The organism is Clostridium sp. LIBA-8841, from assembly GCF_057782475.1.
In genome coordinates this window covers 403,681-420,024 of sequence record NZ_CM173488.1, presented here as the reverse complement: position 1 = coordinate 420,024, position 16,344 = coordinate 403,681, and the positions used below count along the sequence as shown (strand labels likewise).

General features: G+C 27.9%; 15 protein-coding genes and 1 tRNA gene. 4 read left to right on the top strand and 12 right to left on the bottom strand.

The window, feature by feature from the left end:
• Window positions 1-24: 24 nt before the first annotated feature.
• Complete coding sequence (locus AC2A4K_RS01810) at window positions 25-624, bottom strand: DUF1836 domain-containing protein (RefSeq protein WP_322504679.1); 600 nt, start codon at window positions 622-624, stop codon at window positions 25-27.
• A 712-nt stretch (window positions 625-1,336) separates the two neighbouring features.
• On the opposite strand from AC2A4K_RS01810, the gene AC2A4K_RS01805 reads away from it, so the two are divergent.
• On the top strand, window positions 1,337-1,576 hold the full coding sequence (locus tag AC2A4K_RS01805) for an AbrB/MazE/SpoVT family DNA-binding domain-containing protein (protein WP_003476163.1): 240 nt from the start codon (window positions 1,337-1,339) through the stop codon (window positions 1,574-1,576).
• A 139-nt stretch (window positions 1,577-1,715) separates the two neighbouring features.
• Here the strand turns inward: AC2A4K_RS01805 and rsmI are convergent, their stop codons facing one another.
• From rsmI to AC2A4K_RS01785, 4 genes are all read right to left on the bottom strand, one after another.
• Window positions 1,716-2,558: a 16S rRNA (cytidine(1402)-2'-O)-methyltransferase gene (gene rsmI / locus AC2A4K_RS01800; RefSeq protein WP_322504680.1), complete on the bottom strand. Its 843-nt coding sequence runs from the start codon at window positions 2,556-2,558 to the stop codon at window positions 1,716-1,718.
• Between the two features lies 1 nt (window position 2,559).
• Window positions 2,560-3,330, bottom strand: a complete 771-nt coding sequence (locus AC2A4K_RS01795) for a tRNA1(Val) (adenine(37)-N6)-methyltransferase (RefSeq protein WP_322504681.1) — start codon at window positions 3,328-3,330, stop codon at window positions 2,560-2,562.
• Between the two features lie 351 nt (window positions 3,331-3,681).
• Window positions 3,682-5,001 carry a C40 family peptidase gene (locus AC2A4K_RS01790; protein WP_322504682.1) on the bottom strand — a complete coding sequence of 440 codons (1,320 nt, stop codon included), beginning with the start codon at window positions 4,999-5,001 and terminating at the stop codon, window positions 3,682-3,684.
• A gap of 182 nt (window positions 5,002-5,183) precedes the next feature.
• Complete coding sequence (locus AC2A4K_RS01785) at window positions 5,184-5,474, bottom strand: hypothetical protein (protein WP_322504683.1); 291 nt, start codon at window positions 5,472-5,474, stop codon at window positions 5,184-5,186.
• A gap of 146 nt (window positions 5,475-5,620) precedes the next feature.
• On the opposite strand from AC2A4K_RS01785, the gene AC2A4K_RS01780 reads away from it, so the two are divergent.
• A tRNA-Pro gene (locus AC2A4K_RS01780) sits at window positions 5,621-5,696 on the top strand.
• Window positions 5,697-5,902: 206 nt separating this feature from the next.
• Here the strand turns inward: AC2A4K_RS01780 and AC2A4K_RS01775 are convergent.
• Together AC2A4K_RS01775 and AC2A4K_RS01770 are read right to left on the bottom strand one after the other, a co-directional pair.
• A complete protein-coding gene (locus AC2A4K_RS01775; protein ID WP_322504684.1) occupies window positions 5,903-7,285 on the bottom strand; it encodes an N-acetylmuramoyl-L-alanine amidase in 1,383 nt (460 codons plus the stop codon).
• 54 nt (window positions 7,286-7,339) lie between these two features.
• Window positions 7,340-7,486, bottom strand: coding sequence for a hypothetical protein (locus tag AC2A4K_RS01770; RefSeq protein WP_322504685.1), 147 nt, complete (start codon window positions 7,484-7,486; stop codon window positions 7,340-7,342).
• 139 nt (window positions 7,487-7,625) lie between these two features.
• On the opposite strand from AC2A4K_RS01770, the gene AC2A4K_RS01765 reads away from it, so the two are divergent.
• Together AC2A4K_RS01765 and AC2A4K_RS01760 are read left to right on the top strand one after the other, a co-directional pair.
• Window positions 7,626-8,975, top strand: a complete 1,350-nt coding sequence (locus AC2A4K_RS01765) for a [Fe-Fe] hydrogenase large subunit C-terminal domain-containing protein (protein WP_322504686.1) — start codon at window positions 7,626-7,628, stop codon at window positions 8,973-8,975.
• Between the two features lie 111 nt (window positions 8,976-9,086).
• Window positions 9,087-9,740 carry an HAD family hydrolase gene (locus AC2A4K_RS01760; protein WP_322504687.1) on the top strand — a complete coding sequence of 218 codons (654 nt, stop codon included), beginning with the start codon at window positions 9,087-9,089 and terminating at the stop codon, window positions 9,738-9,740.
• Window positions 9,741-9,872: 132 nt separating this feature from the next.
• Here AC2A4K_RS01760 and AC2A4K_RS01755 read toward each other — a convergent pair whose 3' ends face one another.
• From AC2A4K_RS01755 to AC2A4K_RS01735, 5 genes are all read right to left on the bottom strand, one after another.
• The gene (locus AC2A4K_RS01755) at window positions 9,873-11,306 is read right to left on the bottom strand and encodes a glycosyltransferase (RefSeq protein WP_322504688.1); all 1,434 of its coding nucleotides are present in this window, start codon (window positions 11,304-11,306) and stop codon (window positions 9,873-9,875) included.
• A gap of 116 nt (window positions 11,307-11,422) precedes the next feature.
• Window positions 11,423-12,604, bottom strand: a complete 1,182-nt coding sequence (locus AC2A4K_RS01750) for an ABC transporter ATP-binding protein (protein WP_322504689.1) — start codon at window positions 12,602-12,604, stop codon at window positions 11,423-11,425.
• 13 nt (window positions 12,605-12,617) lie between these two features.
• Window positions 12,618-13,853: a glycosyltransferase gene (locus AC2A4K_RS01745; RefSeq protein ID WP_322504690.1), complete on the bottom strand. Its 1,236-nt coding sequence runs from the start codon at window positions 13,851-13,853 to the stop codon at window positions 12,618-12,620.
• An 18-nt stretch (window positions 13,854-13,871) separates the two neighbouring features.
• Window positions 13,872-15,155: a glycosyltransferase gene (locus tag AC2A4K_RS01740; RefSeq protein ID WP_322504691.1), complete on the bottom strand. Its 1,284-nt coding sequence runs from the start codon at window positions 15,153-15,155 to the stop codon at window positions 13,872-13,874.
• A 13-nt stretch (window positions 15,156-15,168) separates the two neighbouring features.
• Window positions 15,169-16,341 carry an ABC transporter ATP-binding protein gene (locus AC2A4K_RS01735; RefSeq protein ID WP_322504692.1) on the bottom strand — a complete coding sequence of 391 codons (1,173 nt, stop codon included), beginning with the start codon at window positions 16,339-16,341 and terminating at the stop codon, window positions 15,169-15,171.
• Between the last annotated feature and the right edge of the window lie 3 nt (window positions 16,342-16,344).

Below are 16,344 nucleotides of genomic sequence, written 5' to 3'. Positions count from 1 at the left end.
GTTGAAGCTTCGCCTTCAACTTTTTTACTTTTCTTCCTTATGATATTCATTAACTATTTTTTGTACTACTTTCTTTACAACGCTTGCTTGTGCAATTAATGTCATAACTGTTAAGAAAGTTACTATATAGTCTCTATCTTCTTCTTTTATATCAGAAATTTTAATTATTTCTTCTATTTTGTCATTGTCTACTAATGGCATTTCTAAGAATCTTTTTATACTCTCTTCTTGTACTTCTCCAAACATCTTATAAGCCGTTTCCCAAGATATTATGTCATCGCTTCTATCATTAATATCATTAAATGCTAGAGCAAATACTTTTTTTATCTCATCGGTTTTTAGTAAGGGTCTCATATAACTTAATAAAACCAATTGAGCTAAGTGCACCTTAGTATATCCACGTTTTTTTCCATCTTCCGGCTTTGATATTACCTCACTTTTAATATAATTTTGAACTATATTATTAGTAAATTTATCTTCCGTAAACTTGTCATTTAAATAGTCTATAACTTGTGAAAGAAACAAATCATATTTTGGCAATTCATCATAAGAAACCATACTGCTCTTTGACATTTCTTCCGCTAAAATTTTTATTTGTTCAGAATTAAAATTATTAATATCCATAGCACACCTCAAATTTCGTTGTAAACCCTTATTATGTATTATATAGTATTTATAATCACATTACAAGTTAATACCTTCTATTTCATTCTTTCTTAACTTATTTTATAGATAAAGCATAAAAAATTATATAATAATCTATTTTAACCATATTTTACTTTTATATTTAATCCTATAAAAGTAAAATATATTCAAATTTTTTTATAAAAATTTAAATATATTTTACTTTTCAAATCCAACTCATTTTTATAATATTCTATTTTTTTATTTTAATTCTACTTTTTCTTTTTTATGTGAGTTTTTTTTATATTTTCTTAAATAATAATAAACAAAGTATTCACTTAATCATAGAATATTATATATAATGAATAATTTGTCATACGACATTTTTAATATTTTTTTCCAATTTTATTTTATAGGCTAATTTGATTGTATTAATTATTACTTTTTTTATAGAATTTTATATTAATATATCAAAATTTATCCTTTTATTTAACTTTTTGTTAAATCAAAGTTAGTTTATTTATGTAAAATAAATTAATCTTTACCTTGACTTTTCAAAAAAATGGTAGTATATTGAATATATAATTGATTGAGAATAAAAAAAATTGTAAACAAACATTTTTTTTGACAAAACATATTGACTTAATATGACAAGTTTGTTAATATTATAATGCGTTTTGTCGAAAGTTGTAAAATGCAAGGAGGAAGTATAATGAAATCAACAGGTGTAGTAAGAAGAGTAGACGAATTAGGAAGAATAGTTATTCCTATAGAGTTAAGAAGAACATTAGATATAGCAGAAAAAGATGCTTTAGAAATCTATGTAGATGGAGAGCAAATCATATTAAAGAAATATGAGCCAGCATGTATATTCTGCGGAGACGCTAGAGATGTTGTTAACTACAAAGGTAAAAACATCTGCCAAAAATGTTTAGATGAATTAAAAAAATAGTAATTAACTTATTTATATAAATAATTAATTAACCATTTTAACCCTAACCAATAATAATTTTTTAACACTATATCCCCTTATAGTGTTAAAGCACTTCATAATCCCCTATGAAGTGCTTTATTTTTTTATTTTATAATACTTATATATTTAACGAGAATTTATAGATTTCTGATTTTGCAACTCCTCTATCTTTTGCTACTTGCTTTATAGCATCCTTTTTCTTCATTCCCTCATTATCTATGTAGTGGATTATATGCTCCTCAATTGACATATTACTCCACTTAGCATTATTCTCTTCTTCAATTTCTTCATCTGATTTTCCTGATATTACACAAACAAATTCACCCTTAGGGGAATTCTCTTCAAAGTGAAATTTTGCTTCTTCCATAGTTCCTCTAAATATTTCTTCGTGAAGTTTAGTTAACTCTCTACACACTGCTATATTTCTATTTCCTAATCCTTCTTTTAAAGTATCTATTGTATCTAAAATTCTGTATGGTGATTCATATATTATTATTGTTTCAGTTCTATCCTTTATATCTTCAATGAAAGCCTTTTTCTCTTTATTCTCTCTAGGGAAAAATCCTTTGAACATAAATTTAGTTGTGTCTAATCCTGAGTATATTAAAGCTGTGGTAAAGGCAGTTGCTCCTGGTAATACCTCAAATTCTATCCCCTCAGCTATGCACTTTTCAACAACTACACTTCCTGGATCTGATATTCCTGGAGTTCCAGCATCACTTACTATAGCTACAGAAACACCTTCTTTAACTCTTCTAAGTATCTCATCACCTTTTCCTTGTTCATTATGCTTATGATAGCTCATTAAAGGCTTTTTTATTTCAAAATGATTTAAAAGCTTAAGTGTTTGTCTTGTATCTTCAGCTGCTATTAAATCAACATTTTTTAAAACTTCTAAAGCTCTTAAAGTTATATCTCCTAAATTCCCTATAGGAGTTGGTACTAAATAAATCTTACTCATTTTATTTGCTCTCCCTTCCATATATTCTGTCTATCTCTTCACTATATCCACCTTCATCTTTATAAACATATAAAGGTGGTTCCCATTTTAAGAAGGCTCCTCCATCTCTTTGTCCTTCTACTAATACAATATTAGCCGCTTTTTTAGTATTTGGATGAATCATTCTAACTCTCTTAGGCTCTATTTTATATTTTCTCATTAAACAGAATATATCTGCTAATCTTTCTGGTCTATGTACCATATAAAGTCTACCATTATCTTTTAAGAATCTTCTACTTGCCGCTATAACATCCTCTAAATTACACATTATTTCATGCCTAGCTATAGCAAGTTTATCTTCTGGATTAACAATTCCAGCATTACTTAATTTATATGGCGGATTGACAGTAACCACATCAAATTTAGGTAATGAATTACTTAAATTTTTATCTTTTAAATCTCCGCAGACAAAAGAAACCTTATCCTGTATATTATTTATAGTGGCACTTCTCCTAGCCATTTCTGCAAATTCTTCTTGAATTTCTATACCAACTACTTCTTTAGGATTTTTCTTACCATAAATAACAAAAGGAATGATTCCTGTTCCTGTACATAAATCTAATACTGAATGCTTTTTATTTACATTAGCAAAATTAGCTAACAAAACAGCATCTATTCCAAATCTAAATCCTTCTTTTTTCTGTATTATATGTAATCCATTTAACTGTAAATCATCAAGAGTTTCATCATTATTAACTAAAGTTAAATCCAACTCTCTAAAATTTTCATTCATTATTCTTCACACTCACCTTTACTATATTTAAAAGTATAAATAAACACTTATTTCAACTCATATTTATATCTTTTATATTATAGCATATAGTAGTTGTCACTAATAATTTTGTTTACTATTATGCTTTACTAAAATGAGTCTTTTAATTAAGTATTTTTTAATAATAACATTAATATTATCTCTAAACAGGGAAAATAATTTCTTAATACTGATTATTTAATTTCTTAAAAATTATATTCTATAATAATTTTTAATTCTTTCTTACACTAAAAATCAACTATAACCTTGATAAAGTTCTATAAAATAAAATATGCCAAACAGAAATTATCTGTTTGGCATAATAACTTACAATTATAATATTCTTCTTGCAGTTGAAAAATTATATATTGGTCCTACTACTACACCAACACCTGGTCTTGCAGCATGAATCATATTTCCATTTCCTACATATATTCCAACATGGCCTGGAGCTGATGCTGGTCCTTCAGTAAATACTAAATCACCCGGTTGTAATTGATCTCTTGAAACCTGCTTACCTTCATTTACTTGAGTATAAGTAGTTCTTGATAACCCAATACCTAAAGCATTTTTATATACATATTGAGTAAATCCTGAACAGTCAAATGAATCTGGACCTGTTGCTCCAAATACATAAGGTCTACCTATAAATTGATAAGCATATGATATTAATGATGATGCTGCCCCTTGACTTGGAGGTGCTACTACATTTCCACCGCCTGATGAACTTCCGCTACCTGATGAGCTTCCTCCACTAGCAGTATTTCCACCATTATTTACATTTCCACCTCTATTTGGAGTGTTTGCTGAGTTTCCTTCCGCTTGCTTTTCAGCGATTAAGTCTTTAGCTTTTTCTATAGCTTGGACTGCTTCAGCATCTACATCTGAAGTTTTTATTTGGTTTCTTAAACCTTGTAAAGCTGTCTTGGCTTGATTTAACTCATCTATAGAACTATTTGAATTAATTTTATTTACCCAAGGCTCAATTAATTGTCTTTCTAAAGGTGCTAATTCTCCAACAACCTTTTCTTGTTCAGACTTCATTTCTTGAATAATGCCTTCTTGTTCAGCTTTCATTTTATTTAAATCATCTATTTTTGTTTGAGTTTCTGTATTAAGCTTATTTAATTCAGCAGTTTTATCTTCTAATTCTTTAACTTGGTTATCAAGTTTCTCCTTTTCAGAAGTTAATTCATCGATAACTTGCTTATCCATACCCATTACTTTACTAATAGCTTGTGCTCTTGATAAGAAATCACTTATACCATTAGATTCTAATAAAGCACCTAAGTAGTTTGCTTGTCCACCACTTTTATAAGTTGCTCTAATTCTTTGTCCTAAAACTTCTTGCTGTTTTTCTATTTTTTTCTTTGATTCTTCAATTTGAACTTTAACCGTTGAAATTGATTCTTCTGTTTTAGCTATTTCATCCTTATTTTTTTCAACTTGGAAAAATAAAGGCTCTATTTTAGCTGATAATCCATCTATTTTATTTTCTAACTCTCTTATCTTACTATTTATATCTGCATATTTATCTTGATTTTGTTCCATTTGTTGCTTTTGACTATCCGTAAGTGGAGTTGCGAATACACTTTGTCCTACTCCGAATGTCATTGAAGCAGCAAGAACTATTGAAATTATTTTCTTCTTCATATCTACTTGCTCCCATTTAATGAAAATAGGAACTCATCCCTCCCCTATGTTAAAAGTTTTACACCTAACATTATAACATTTGAAACCTTTTTGTAACAACATAAAATTGACATTTCTTTGTTAAATAAACAGTTTTTTTTCACTTAATTTACAAAAAATTAACTTTAATTTACATTTATTACCTATTTTATAATTTTATTGGCAATTATTTTTTGTACTATTGACCCACCTATTATAACTACCACGAAAGCTATTTTTATTGAATTTCCACTAACAAAATTATCTACCGCTCCTAAAATAGTTCCTAAAAATCCAATAAAAATATTTCCTAAAGCATTAATTTGTATGTATTTAGCACTATATTTTCCTGTTTGATTTTCCCCATCAAATCTTTTTTTGTTTGCAAACAATACTATACCAACAACTATTAATAAGAAACTAGCTGCTAGCATAACAATTGAACTTATTTTCATTTGTTCCACCTCATTTTTTAATTATTAAATTACTACTTAACATTATAACATCCTTATGAAAATATCATATATATTAATAAAATATAATATTTTTTTATTTTTTTGTTGACAACCTTATTTTTTTCTCATATAATAGTAGATGTCGCCGGGGTGTGGCGCAGATGGGAGCGCGCGTGGTTTGGGACCATGAGGTCGCAGGTTCGATCCCTGTCACCCCGACCAAAAGGAATTGCAAAAGCAATTCCTTTTTATTTTATATAAAATATATAATACTCTACCTAAAATATTCTCTATCTTATATTTAAGATATAGTTAGTGTATAAAATATAGCAATATAAAATTCAGAGGGTATAAAATATCCCTCTGAAACAATCATAATTATATATAATAAATAAACTTATATTATTCTTTAAATTCAAAGTGAAATTTTATTTACTATCTACTAGATCATATATTGATTCTATTATCTTTTTATATTCCTCTAATTTATTTTTAAGATTTAAATTCTCTTCTTTTAATAAATCATTTTCTTTTGAGATCTTATCAATATATTCTTTATCATTATTGCTATTTCCTTTGATTGTTATAAATTCTTCCTTCAATCCTTTTAAAACATCATTTATATTCTCAAATTTTTTATCAACCTCTAATATGGCTTTATCTGATGTTATATTATTCTCATCTTCTTTATCTATATCACTCTCTTTAAAAGCATCTATTATTTCTGTGGATGATATATCATTTATAAGTTCTATTATTTTCATGCCATAATCTAATGATGGGACCCATTTTCCCCCTAAATCCTCAACATATTTACATATTCCCATTAAATATTGAAAATGCTTTGGATCTACGCTATTTAGTTTAGGATATCCACTAGCCCCAGCATATAAAGCTAAGTGATCTAAATGAGCTTGTACTCCTTTTATCCATGTATCAAATTTTGCATGAGCATCTGGTGAATTATCTGTTGATATAGAGGTTTTTAAACCACATGGATTTTTAAACTCCTCTTTAACAATTCCTCCGAATTTTCCGTATTCTGTTTCTAAAGCAGCTTGAGCATATGCCACTGTAGGATTAACTCCTCCACACTCCTTATATAACTTCCAATATAAATCAGCTAATCCTATAAACTTTGAAGTAGCACCTTTGTTTTTTGCCCATTGCTTAGCTTGATTTTTATCTTCTAACGGTTCATTTATTATATTGCTTTTAACATCAGTCATATTATATCCCCCACTAATAACATCACTTTTAACTTCTATAATATTATTTTCCTCTAAATACTTTAAAATCCCTTTAGCTAATCCTTGTGCTATTTTTTCTTTAAAACTATAATCCTTAAGTAATTTTTCTTCCTTTGGATTACTTAAATAACATACTTTTATTAGAATAGCTACACTTTCAATTTCCTCTAACTCTTTGTATTTATCACTTTCTATGCCTTTAATAGGTAATTCAGTTTCTTTATTTATACATTCTATTATATGCTGACCTATTTCTTTTCCACTTAAGGAATTGCCATCATAAAATACTTCTGTCCCAGATTCTATTAAATTATTACTACTATTAAAATGAACTGAAATAAAGCATTTAGGATTCAAACTTTTGGCTATTTTATTTCTTTCATTCTCAGTTAAATACGTATCATCTCTTCTTGTTAATTTAACACTAAGGTTATTACTTTTTAAAATTGACTCACAAGCCTTACATACATACAAAGTGCATTCCTTTTCTTTTATTCCACTTATACCAGTAGCACCAACATCATATCCACCATGTCCTGGATCTAGAAGTACATCAATCATTTATATCCCCTATTATAAAATGCTATCAATAAATTATATTCCTAAACATATTTTTTATTCTAAATTATCATTAACTTCCTCTTTAATACTTTTTGCAAGTTCCTCTTCTAGATATCTATCCGCTTTTGATGCTGCATTAAATAAAGCCATATAAAACATCCAAATTAGTACTACTACTCCAGTTAAAATAATATATTTCATTACATATCACCTTTTCCTATTATTGATTTATTGTTTGTTTAAAATACTCTCCAACTTGCAAAAATTTATACACTTTACTAATACGATTTAAATTTGTGCACATAATAATCTTATTAAATAGATTTTAGGAGGATTTATAATGAATAAAAAATATGACTCTTTATTCAAAGATCTTATTTCATCATATTATTCAGAAGATAATTTCGATGAAAAATTAAATAATATGATAAAAGATAATTTTAATAGTAAAGAAGAAGCAATAGAGGTTCTTTCTTCCCTATGTGGAGTTGATATAGATAAAAACTCTAATAATATTGCTTATGATATAAAAAAAGCTATCACATCACATAAAATAAAGAAAAATATAGTTGAAAAGGTATCTGTATGTACTGAAAACTGTTCTAAAGATACTAAAGGAAAATGTCAAAGTCTATGCCCTTTTGATGCAATATTAACTAATCCTTTAGATAACAGTAAATATATAGATCCTAACCTTTGTGAAAACTGTGGTATATGTGTTCAAGTATGTGAAAGTGGTCATTTCTTAGATAGAATAGAGCTTCTTCCAATTATTGATTTAATAAAAAATAATGAAAAAGTAATAGCTACTGTTGCTCCTGCCATAGCTGGGCAATTTGGCGAAAATGTAACATTAGATATGCTAAGAGAAGCTTTTATAAAAATAGGCTTTACTGATATGATTGAAGTTGCCTTTGCAGCTGATATGTTATCAATAAAGGAAGCTGTTGAATTTAATCACCATGTAGAAAAAACTGGAGATGTATTAATAACCTCTTGTTGTTGCCCTATGTGGGTTGGTATGTTAAGAAAATGTTATAACGACTTAGTAAAAGATGTATCTCCTTCTGTTTCTCCTATGATTGCAGCTGGAAGAGTAATTAAAAAATTAAATAAAGATGCTAAAGTTGTTTTTGTAGGTCCATGTATAGCTAAAAAAGCTGAAGCAAGAGAAAAAGATTTAGCTGGTACTATAGATTATGTTTTAACTTTTGAAGAACTTAAAGGGATATTCGAGGCTTTAAAAATAGATCCATCTAATATGAAAGGAGTTCCATCAATAGAATATACATCTAGAGGTGGAAGACTATACGCTAGAACTGGTGGTGTTTCTGAAGCTATAAATGATGTTGTTAAAGAATTATATCCAGATAAAGCTAAAATCTTCAAATCAGTTCAAGCAAGTGGTGTTAAGGAATGTAAAGAACTTCTAAACAAATTGCAAGATGGCGAATTAAAAGCAAGCTTTGTTGAAGGTATGGGATGTGTTGGAGGATGCGTTGGTGGTCCTAAAAGAATTGTTGACCCTAGTATAGGAAAAAAACATGTTGATGAAGTTGCCTATAGCGCTCCAATCAAAGTTGCTACCCATAGCCATACTATGGATGAAGTATTATCTAAACTAGGAATCACATCACTTGAATGTTTTGAAAACAAAGAAAAAATTTCTATCTTCGAAAGAGAATTTTAAAACTTATTTTTTAGAATCAATAAGCTTAAATTTCTTTTCAAAGAAGTATAAATATTTAATCTTACCTTCAATATAATTTATATGATAAACTGTATTGGGGGTGAGGCAACAATGCTTAACAATATAAAAGGTGTAATCTTTGATTTAGATGGAACTTTAGTTGATTCAATGGGAGTATGGGCTAAAATAGATGTTGATTATCTAAATGGTCTCGGCCATGAAGTTCCTAAGAACCTTAAAGAAGAAATCACTCATTTAGGCTTCAACGAAGTTGCTAAATATTTTAAAGAAAGATTTAATATAGCAGATTCAGAAGAAGAAATAATGAAAACATGGCATGACATGGCCTATATAGAATATAAAGAAAACATAAAACTTAAACCTGGTGCGAAAGAGTTCCTTAATCAGTTAAAACAATCTAATATAAAAATAGGATTAGCTACTAGTAACTCTTATCCATTATTAGAAGTTTCTCTAAAATCAAATGATATATTTGATTTATTTGATTCAATAACAATAACAGGAGAAGTTTCTAGAGGAAAAAATTTTCCTGATGTTTATTTATTAGCAGCTGAGAGATTAGGCTTAGATCCTAAAGACTGTGCAGTTTTTGAAGATATCCTACCTGCAGTTAAAGGTGCTCTTAGTGCTGGAATGAAAGTATTCGCTGTGGAAGACCATACTGTTTCTGATGAGGAAAGAGCTCAAATCAAAGAGCATGCACATGAATACATAGAATCTTTTAATGATTTACTTGTAAAATAACATTATGTTAATTAATAAAAAAAAGACTATATCATAACTTAATAATAAAACTTATAAATAGTATGAAAAGAATATCTCTAGGAACCTATTTATAAGTTTTTTAAGTTATATTTGATACAGTCTCTTTTGCTTCTATTCTAGCCCCTTAATTGACTTCTTTATTAATTCAGCTCTATTGTCCCAAGTATTTTCTTCCGCTTCCTTCTTTAAGATTTTAAAATATTTTCTATCTCTTAATCCTAATTTTAATGACCTATCAATATTTCTTATGAATTCATCATAATCCTTTGAAACCATACAAGAATTATAATTTTTACATTCATTTATATCCGTAGTTACTATTGGTTTTTCTAAAGCCATATATTCAAAGATTTTTAATGGAGAAGTAGAATCTGTTATGTCATTTTTTATGAATGGTACTATACAAACATCAAAGCATTTTGAATAATTAATTAAGTCCTTATAATCAATCATTCCTAGATAAGATACATTAGAATAATTTTTTAAATTACTTTGGCCATAAGAACCATCATAATCCATTCCTATTAAAATAATCTCATATTCTTCTCTCTCCTTAGCTAATTTTTCAATTAGCTTATAATCAAACCATTTTGCTAAAGCACCATAATATCCTATTATAGGTCTTCTTTTCTTAACTATAGGCTGAATTTCTTTTCCTATCTCACGTCCATGCTTTTTAAAATCTTCTAAATTAACTGCATTTGGAGCTAAAATATTATTTTCATTTTCACCTCTAAAACTATTTGCAATTTCTTTTAATTTTCTAGCTGTTGAAACAACCAATACATTATCCTTATCTCTTAAAAGTCTTTCATGATCCTCTATCATTTTAGGAGTTATCTCATATCCACTTATCTCGCTTGATAGCTCATCTACGAAATCATATATAACTTTAAAACCTTTATCCATATATGTTTTTATTTTTTCATAGTCAACTGAATTTAAACAAGTTGCATAAACATGTACAAATTTAGGTTTATTTATTGTTTTTATAGCTTCAAAAAAAGCTATATTTAAACTATACATATCTAAATTAAGAACATATAAATTATCTTTTATCTTTTCAATAGAATATATATTATCATTTTTTATATCACTTCTATATATATATAATATTTTTTTATTACTTAAAGCCTCCGCTAAATGTTGAGGTCTTTGTTTCATTTCTATGTTCCATCCGAATGAAGCATGAAATACAATAATTTCATCAAACTCTTCAGTTTCTAATATATTTTTTATTTTTTCATAAAAACAATTAAACTGCGCTTCAAATAATATAGAGCTTATTGCATCATCTATATATTTAGATGTTTTTGAACACACCTCATTTAATTTACCTGATAATATATCATCTTCAGTAATTTTATTTTCATAATGAGAAACATTATTTCCCTCATCATTAACATCTGTAGTAACCTCTAAATCAGAGTATATAAGTTCCTTTAACTTTAAATTTTTTATAAGCCAACTATTTAATTCTAGCTTCTGTTCATATGTAAAATCCCCAATATTTTTTTCTAACATAACTTCAAAAATATTCTTCATAAAAATTCTCCTTATTTAAAAGACTTTAATACTTTTACATTATTAACATCTTTTCATATAATTAGTACACAAAAGAGGATATTAACCATATAATTTATGGTTATATCCTCTCTCTTTTATGACCATGTAGAATCTAAAAATACAAAACCTTCAGTTTCAGCTTCATTTTGCACTTCAAATGAAACAACATTTTCTTGTGTTTCTAAAGCAACAAGATTTTGACTTTCTGAAAATATAACATCTAAGTAATAAATTCCTTCCTTAACATCTAGGGAATCTATTTTAAAAGTCATCTTATTTTTTCCTTTTTTCCAAGGTATAGTGAATTCATCAACATTACTATTTACTGAGAATATAAACTGATCTGCATTTTTGAACTCGCAAGGCTCTTTATAAGCTCTTCTCATTTCAATAGTAATACCAGCATTTTTAACTGATGGATTTAATACATCATATTCAATTAAAAATTCTATATCTTCGCCTTTTCTATAAGCTTTTTTCTTATTTATTATTTCTACATTATTAAGTTCAACAAATTTTCCTGTCTCAAGTTCTTCTTTAGAATCACTTTTCATAAGCTTATCATAGTATTTTTCAACTATATCGAAAGATGGACCTATATCCATAACCTTTCCCTTTTCAAGCCATATAGCTCTTTCACAGAAGGTTTGAACTGTTTCAAGTCCATGCGATACATAAAGAACTGTTTTACCAGCCTCTTTAAATTCATTAAACTTATCCATACATTTCTTTTGGAATCCAACGTCTCCGACGGATAAAATTTCATCTACAATAAGTATATCTGGATTAATATTTATAGCAACAGCAAAAGCTAATCTAGCATACATACCACTTGAATAACTTTTAACTGGTTGATTTATAAATTCTCCAATATCAGCAAATTCAATAATATTATCTTTTACATTATCTATTTCTTCTTTAGTCAATCCTACTAAGCTTCCATTGAAATATATATTTTCTTCTCCAGTAAGTTCTGGATTAAAGCCAGTTCCTAATTCTAAAAGAGAAGATACTCTTCCATTAACATTAACTTCTCCTGAAGATGGAAATGAAACTCCTGTTAATATCTTTAATAAAGTTGATTTTCCAGCACCATTATTACCAATAATACCAACTATTTCACCTCTATTTACATGAAAAGAAACATCCGTTAAGGCTTTAAATTCTTTAACTTCTCTTTTTCCAAAAGGATTTATTATATTTTTTATTCTACCTGATTTTGAATCGTAAACTCTGTAATTTTTACAAAGATTTTTTACTTCTATTGCCTTTTCCATGATTTCTCCCCCATTAAGAGTTTAATATAAGCTCCTTAATGTCTTTTGCCTTTTGTCTCCAAGTATTTTGATTTCCTTCTTTTCTAAGTAAATCTATATACTCCGTAGAATATTCTAATTCAGCAGCTTTTTTAATATTATTTATAAAATCTTCATGAGAATCACTTACTAGTGGTGATTCATACTTTCTACACTCTGGTAAAGCTGTTGTAACTATTGGTTTACCTAAAGCCATATATTCAAATAACTTTACTGGTGAAGTAGCTTCTGTTATCTCATTAACAACAAAAGGAATTATAGAAACATTAAAGAATTTAGAGTATGTTGGAAGTTCATTATAGTTAACAGTACCTAAATAATGAACATTATCTAATTTTAGTATTCCACTCTTTCCTAATGATTGATCATAATCTATTCCTATAAGAACTATTTCATAGTCATCCTTAAACTCTTCAGCAAGCTCTTTTATTAAATCATAATCAAACCAACTTGCTAAAGCTCCAAAATAACCAATCACCTTTTTCTTACTCTTAACAATCTTTTTCATCTTTTCAGGAACTTTTTTGCAATCAATATCTGCAAAATGCTCATATTGAACTCCATTAGTTACAAGAGCTAATTTATTTTCTCCTCTTAATTCCTTAGCCTCTTGATATAGTTTATCAGCTGTTGTTACAACATATACCTTTTCAGTATCTTCAAGCATTCTCTTATGACTTGCTTTTACTTCATCTGATATTTTATGTCCAGCAATCTCATCTGATAAATCATCAACATATTCATATATGATTTTAAAATCTCTATCAGTAAATTTCTTTAACCAACTATCATATTCAACAAATGAAGTTGAATAAATTTGTCCAAAAGCAGGTACTCCACTTTGAGATACTATGTCTATTAAGCACTCTTGAAGCCAGTATAAATCTGTATTTACTAAATAAAGATTATCAGCCATCTTTTTATATGTTTCTATATCTTTATCAACATATGGTGATGCTTTATAGAAATATAAAACATTTTCCTTAGCTAAGTTTAAAGCTATATGTTGAGGTCTTTGGAACATTTTAACCTCAAATCCAAAGTAAACATCAAATATAACTATAGCATCATAGTTTCCGTTCTTTATTGCTCCAGTTATTTCATCAAAGAATACTTGTTTTTGGTCTTCATGTCCTTTTTCTCTATACTTAAGTAACATTGGTTTCAATATAGGTCTTAATACATTTTTAATTTTTCTTTTTAAACTCATCCTATTAACCTCTCACTATTAAATATTTTTTTCAATTAATCTATCTAATATGGCAGCTTTTTCTCTCCATGTATTTGCTAGAGCTTCCTCTTTTAGATAGTCATAATACTTATCTTTTTTATCAAGAGTTAAAGCAAAATCTAATTTTTCTATAAAGTCTTCATGGCTCTTTCCTATTAATACTGATTTATATTTTCTACATTCTCTCATATCAGTAGTAACTATAGGATGACCCATAGCCATGTATTCGAAAAGCTTAACTGGACTTGTTGATTCAGTTATATCGTTTAATAAGAATGGTATAGTTGATATTGTAAAGTATTGAGAATATTTATTTAGTTCTTTATAATCAACAACACCTAAATAATGTACATTGTCAAATTCATCTACTTTACTATCTTTAAAGCTATTATCATATAAAAATCCTATTAATACTATTTCGTAGTTAGGTCTTTCTTTAGCTACTTTTTTAAGTAAATCATAATCAAACCATTTTGCTAAAGCTCCAAAATATCCTATTATAGGATTTCCTTTGCTTACTATATCTTTTAACTTCTCTGGAACCTCATCACTTCTATATTGCCAATGATCATATTGTACTCCATTTGTTATCATAGCAACATTCTCTGTGCCTCTTATCTCTTCTATCTCTTCTATAAGCTTATCAGCTGAACCTACAGCTATATTACTCTTATCTTCTATAATATGTTTATGTCTATCATATACAAAGTCAGGTAAATGTCCTGATATCTCGTCTGAAAGTTCATCTATATACTCATATATTATTTTAAATCCATTATCAGTATATTTCTCTTTTATATATTGTTCATCTAAATAAACATCTGTTGAGTAAAGAGATAAGAACTTATGTCCTTTATACTCCTTTAAGATATCAAACATAGCATTTTGTAAAGCAAAATTAGCCATATTAACTAGGTAAAGTCTATCCTTTAGCTTTTCAACAGTCTTTATATCTGGATCAAACTGTTCAGAAGTTCTATAAAAATAAAGATATCCATCATCAGTAAGTTCATTAGCCATATGCTGTGAACGCTGGAATAATGGAATATTCCACCCTACTCTTGAGTCAAAAACAACAACGGCTTTAAACTTCTCTTTATTTAATATTTCATGAAATATAGCATTAGCTTCTTCGTAGTTTTTTCTATAAACTAAGGCATTGTTATCCATCTTACCTTTAATACGTCTTTTTATATATCTTAAAATTCTCTTTATAACTTCTATTAAACCATCTTCTCTAAGTACTTCCGTTGCTCTCTTAGCAATTCTACCTATACTCATACTATTCCTCCGATTAATTACCCCAAGAATGTCCTAGTATTAAGAAACCTTCGCCTCTATACTTATCATTCAAAGTAAAACTATATGCATTTATTTTTCTATATACTTCCTCATCACCATCTCTTAAGACAAAGTCAATATAATAAACTCCTGCTACTAAGTTAACTTTGTTTAAAGATACATTTAATTTATTAACTCCTAAATTAAAAGGAATTCTCTTCATATTATCTTTACTATTTATACCACAGACAAACTGATCATTTCCTCTAGTCGTACCTGGCTCATAGTCAGTTTTTCTAAATTCTAAAACTATATTAGGGTCTTTTAAATCATTTGAAATAAGATCATACTCAACCTCTAAGTTTATAGTTTCGTGATATTCAACTTCCTTAACATTAGATTTAACTAATATACTATTTATTATGTCACTTTTGTGCTCTTTTAGTTGTTCTATATTAGCTGGATTGAAATTTAAATTGTAGTATCTCTCTACTACAATTACGGAATTCCCATCATCCACAACTTCACCTTTTTGAAGCCATATTGCTCTATCACAGAATTTTTTAACTGTACCAAGTCCATGAGAAACGTAAAGTATTGTCTTACCTTTTTTCTTAAACTCATTAAACTTTTCCATACATTTAACTTGAAAGCCAACATCACCAACTGATAATATTTCGTCAACTATTAATATATCAGGATCTACGTTTATAGCTACAGCAAAAGCTAACCTTGCAAACATACCACTTGAATAGTTTTTTACAGGTTGATCTATAAATTTACCTATATCAGCAAATTCTAATATATCCTTTAATCTTGAATCTATCTCTTCCTTTGTTAAACCATTTAAGCTACCATTAAAATAAATGTTTTCCATACCTGTAAGCTCTGGATTGAATCCAGAACCTAATTCTAGCATGGATGCTAATCTTCCATTTATCTCAATTTCTCCTGAAGTAGGAAATGCTACACCTGTTAGCAATTTTAAAAGTGTTGATTTACCGGCCCCATTATGACCGATAATACCAACACATTCGCCTTTGCCTATTTCAAAAGAAACTCCTTTTAGAGCATAAAATTCTTTTATATTCTTTTCTTTACCAAAAGCATTAGCTAATCTTTCAGCTCTCTTTTGATATAATTTATATTTTTTAGTTAAGTTTCTAACTCTTATAGCAACAGACATATT

Bases quoted from the DNA above. Each gene is read 5' to 3' on its own strand.
- AC2A4K_RS01760 (WP_322504687.1), top strand. From the start codon at position 9,087: ATGCTTAACAATATAAAAGGTGTAATCTTTGATTTAGATGGAACTTTA.
- AC2A4K_RS01750 (WP_322504689.1), bottom strand. From the start codon at position 12,604: ATGGAAAAGGCAATAGAAGTAAAAAATCTTTGTAAAAATTACAGAGTT.
- AC2A4K_RS01810 (WP_322504679.1), bottom strand. From the start codon at position 624: ATGGATATTAATAATTTTAATTCTGAACAAATAAAAATTTTAGCGGAA.
- AC2A4K_RS01735 (WP_322504692.1), bottom strand. From the start codon at position 16,341: ATGTCTGTTGCTATAAGAGTTAGAAACTTAACTAAAAAATATAAATTA.
- AC2A4K_RS01770 (WP_322504685.1), bottom strand. From the start codon at position 7,486: ATGAAATATATTATTTTAACTGGAGTAGTAGTACTAATTTGGATGTTT.
- AC2A4K_RS01740 (WP_322504691.1), bottom strand. From the start codon at position 15,155: ATGAGTATAGGTAGAATTGCTAAGAGAGCAACGGAAGTACTTAGAGAA.
- AC2A4K_RS01805 (WP_003476163.1), top strand. From the start codon at position 1,337: ATGAAATCAACAGGTGTAGTAAGAAGAGTAGACGAATTAGGAAGAATA.
- rsmI (WP_322504680.1), bottom strand. From the start codon at position 2,558: ATGAGTAAGATTTATTTAGTACCAACTCCTATAGGGAATTTAGGAGAT.
- AC2A4K_RS01795 (WP_322504681.1), bottom strand. From the start codon at position 3,330: ATGAATGAAAATTTTAGAGAGTTGGATTTAACTTTAGTTAATAATGAT.
- AC2A4K_RS01775 (WP_322504684.1), bottom strand. From the start codon at position 7,285: ATGATTGATGTACTTCTAGATCCAGGACATGGTGGATATGATGTTGGT.
- AC2A4K_RS01765 (WP_322504686.1), top strand. From the start codon at position 7,626: ATGAATAAAAAATATGACTCTTTATTCAAAGATCTTATTTCATCATAT.
- AC2A4K_RS01745 (WP_322504690.1), bottom strand. From the start codon at position 13,853: ATGAGTTTAAAAAGAAAAATTAAAAATGTATTAAGACCTATATTGAAA.
- AC2A4K_RS01790 (WP_322504682.1), bottom strand. From the start codon at position 5,001: ATGAAGAAGAAAATAATTTCAATAGTTCTTGCTGCTTCAATGACATTC.
- AC2A4K_RS01785 (WP_322504683.1), bottom strand. From the start codon at position 5,474: ATGAAAATAAGTTCAATTGTTATGCTAGCAGCTAGTTTCTTATTAATA.
- AC2A4K_RS01755 (WP_322504688.1), bottom strand. From the start codon at position 11,306: ATGAAGAATATTTTTGAAGTTATGTTAGAAAAAAATATTGGGGATTTT.